2 protein-coding genes are annotated in these 2,817 nt (G+C 71.2%); one reads left to right on the top strand and one right to left on the bottom strand.

Annotated elements, in window-relative coordinates:
* Window positions 1-11 precede the first annotated feature (11 nt).
* Window positions 12-857, top strand: coding sequence for an alpha/beta fold hydrolase (locus AOK01_RS33035; RefSeq protein ID WP_079103966.1), 846 nt, complete (start codon window positions 12-14; stop codon window positions 855-857).
* Between the two features lie 244 nt (window positions 858-1,101).
* On the opposite strand, the gene AOK01_RS33030 is transcribed toward AOK01_RS33035, so the two are convergent.
* Window positions 1,102-2,757, bottom strand: coding sequence for a transporter (locus AOK01_RS33030; protein ID WP_079103965.1), 1,656 nt, complete (start codon window positions 2,755-2,757; stop codon window positions 1,102-1,104).
* Window positions 2,758-2,817 lie beyond the last annotated feature (60 nt).

Raw genomic sequence — 2,817 nt, 5'->3', positions numbered from 1 at the left:
CCGTATCAGTCGTGCCGGCCGGTACGACTGATACGGCCGGCACGACTGATACGGCCGGTACGACTGGTACGACCGCGGGCGGGATCGAGCATCCGCCCGGCGTGATGTTGCTGCACGGACTCATGGGCCGTGCCTCGCACTGGGCGTCCACCACCCGCTGGCTCGCCGAGCGGCACCGGGCCGTGGCGCTCGACCAGCGGGGCCACGGACAGAGCGAGAAGCCACCGGAGACGGAGTACACCCGCGGGGCGTACGTCGAGGACGCGGAGGCCGCCCTGGAAGAGCTGGGGCTCGCCCCGGCCGTCCTCATCGGCCACGCCATGGGCGCCCTGACGGCCTGGCAGCTCGCGGCCAGACGCCCCGACCTCGTACGTGGCCTGGTCATCTGCGACATGCGGGCCTCGGCGCTCGGGGGTGCCTCGCAGCGGGAGTGGGAGGAGTGGTTCAAGTCCTGGCCGGTTCCGTTCGCCACGCTCGCGGATGTGCGGAAGTGGTTCGGCGAGGACGATCCCTGGGTGGAGCGGCCGAACCCGTCGCGCGGGGAGTTCTACGCGGAGGTCATGGTCGAGCACGAGGACGGGTGGCGGCCCGTCTTCGAGACCGAGCAGATGCTCAAGTCGCGGGAGACGTGGGTGCACGACGCGCACTGGGAGGAGTTGGCCCAGGTGCGGTGCCCGACGTTGGTCGTGCGTGGGCTCGACGGGGATCTGGGGCGGGCCGAGTCCCAGGAGATGGTCCGGGTGTTGCCCGATGGGCAGTATGCGGAGGTGGCCGATGCGGGGCATCTTGTGCACTATGACCAGCCGGAGGCTTGGCGGGCGGCGGTTGAGCCGTTCTTGGACGGCATCCTCCACTAGTCGCCTGGCGGCGGGCCGGGTTGATTCGGTTGTTCTTTGCGTGCGGGTCGGATGGGGCTGGTCGCGCAGTTCCCCGCGCCCCTTAAAAGCAAAAGACTGCGCAGTTCCCCGCGCCCCTCAAGGCAACGGACTGCGTCGTTCCGCGCGCCCCTCAAGGCAACGGATTGCGTCGTTCCGTGCGCGCCTCAAAGCTAAAAGATTGCGCAGTTCCCCGTGCCCCCAGAGGTGCTGCGGGGCGGTGTGGTCAGCCCTTGCTTACCGCTGTCAGGATTTCTGGGAGGTGGCGGGCCGTTCGGGGGGCGGCCAGGTGTAGGCCCGCCAGGGTGAGGAGGGCGCCGTACGCGGTGCCCAGGGGGAGCAGGAGCCAGGTCCAGTTCTCGCCGTCGGCCGAGACGTTCAGCCAGATCGTGAGGGCGATGACGGGTGCGCACAGCAGCGCGGCCGAGACCATGCCGCCGAAGACGGAGAGCCAGGCCAGCCCCGCCTGCCCGGGAGCCGCGCTCTTGTAGCCCTCCTGCGGGATCGAGTACGGGAAGCGGGCCGAGGACCAGGCGCCGGTCGCCAGCATCGCGCCGAGCAGCGCGAAGGACAGGCCGAGCACCTCGGGCAGGGCGGGCCAGTCGCCGAGCAGCGCCGTCGTCAGGACGGTGACGAGGGTCGCGTACGGAAGTGTGATCAGCAGGAGGGCGAGCGCACGGCCCCGCAGTTCGACGTACGCGTCCCGGGTGGAGGAGATCGTCATCGCCACCATCCAGAACGCGGAGGTGTCCTGCCCGAACTGGTTGTACATCTGGATGCCGAGCATCCCCGCCGCGAAGCACGCGAAGTAGATCGAGCCGGTCCCCTGCAACGCGTTGAACACCGGAACGATCAAGCCGATCCCGAGCGACGTCACCCACGCGGTCTTCGTCTTCGGATCCCGCCACACGTACCGAAGGCTGCGCTCCATGACCGTGCCCGTGCGCCCCGCGGGCAGCAGCCGGCGCAGTCCGGCGGAGCGCCCCGCCTTGTCCCGCGTGGGCTCGGCGGCCCCCAGCGTCGAATCGTCGGGCGAGGTCATCAGCCGGGTGAGGGCCCGCTGCCAGTAGCTCAGCAGCCCCACCAGCACCAGAGCGCTCAGGGCGAGTTGGCCGGCCCCGACGGCGTACGAGCCCTCGCTGACGGAGTCCACGGCGCCGAGCGCGGACGCGGGCGGCACCCAGCGCAGGACGTCCGCCACCGGGTCCAGCGAGGACAGGCCCGACGTACCGAGCTTCTGCGCACCGAAGTTGACGACCTGCGCGCCCACGGCGATCACCAGACCGCTCAGCACGGCCAGGTCCCGGCCCTTGCGGCTGGTCAGCAGGCGGAGGTTGGCGGTCGCGACGGCCCGCGCGAGGGCCACACAGACGAGGAGCCCCAGGACGATCGCGGCGACGCCGGTCACGTACGCCGCCGCCCCGTGCGCCGTCGCGACGACCGAACCGATGAGCAGGCACAGCGTGAACAGCGGCCCGATTCCGACCAACGAGGCCACCATCAGCGCACGGACGAGCGGGCGCGGGCGCAGCGGCAGCATCACCAGGCGGGTCGGGTCGAGTGTCTCGTCGCCGCCGGGGAAGAAGAGCGGCATCACGGCCCAGCCGAGTGCCAGTACGGCCGTGAGCAGCACCGTGACGTTCATGGCGTGCGTGTTGCCGCGCAGCGCGATCAGGCCGATGAGCTGGAGTGCGGCGAAGAGCAGTACGACGACGAGCGACGCCACGTACGCGGCCCGCCGCCCGGACGACTGCCGCAGACCGTTGCGCAGCAGGGCCAGCTTCAGCCGTACGACGACGGAGGTCACGGAGATGGCCGGGGTCGCGCGGGTGGCAGGAGTGGCGGGGGTGGCCGGGCCCGTGGGGGCGGCGTCGGTGCTCATCGGGCTCCGCCGCCGCCCAGCCAGTCGAGGTCCGAGCCGGTGTCGCGGCCGTTCGCGCCG

The sequence above is a fragment of the Streptomyces aurantiacus genome (genome assembly GCF_001418335.1).
Lineage (GTDB): Bacteria > Actinomycetota > Actinomycetes > Streptomycetales > Streptomycetaceae > Streptomyces > Streptomyces aurantiacus.
Note: the sequence above shows the minus strand (reverse complement) of the source record. Positions and strands in the feature narration are given on the sequence as shown.